This window comes from Rugamonas apoptosis (genome assembly GCF_014042355.1).
Taxonomy (GTDB): Bacteria; Pseudomonadota; Gammaproteobacteria; order Burkholderiales; family Burkholderiaceae_D; genus Rugamonas; species Rugamonas apoptosis.
The window spans coordinates 1-324 of the sequence record NZ_JACEZU010000051.1; the positions used below are offsets into that span (position 1 = coordinate 1).

Genomic DNA, 324 nt, shown 5'->3' on the forward strand with positions numbered 1-324 from the left:
CTTGCGCGGCCACGACACCAGCTACGCCGACGCCGGCCTGACGGGCGGCGAGCGGGTGGTGACGGAAGGCGCGTTCCTGCTGAACGCCGAGGTGGCGGCGCATGCTCAATAAGCTGATCGACTTCGTCCTGGCCCAGCGCGTGTTCGTGCTGATCCTGACGGCGGCGCTGGCCGCCTTCGGCATCCGCGCGTTCAATAACCTGCCTATCGAAGCCTTCCCCGACGTGCAGGACGTGCAGGTGCAGATTGTGACCCAATATCCGGGCCAGGCGCCGGAGGAGGTGGAGCGGGCCGTCACCTTGCCGATCGAACGGGAAATGAGCG

At 67.0% G+C, this 324-nt stretch carries 1 protein-coding gene; it reads left to right on the top strand.

The annotated features are described in order from the left end of the window. Positions 1-101: 101 nt before the first annotated feature. On the top strand, positions 102-324 hold a 223-nt coding region (locus H3H39_RS27385), incomplete at its 3' end, for an efflux RND transporter permease subunit (RefSeq protein WP_182157699.1).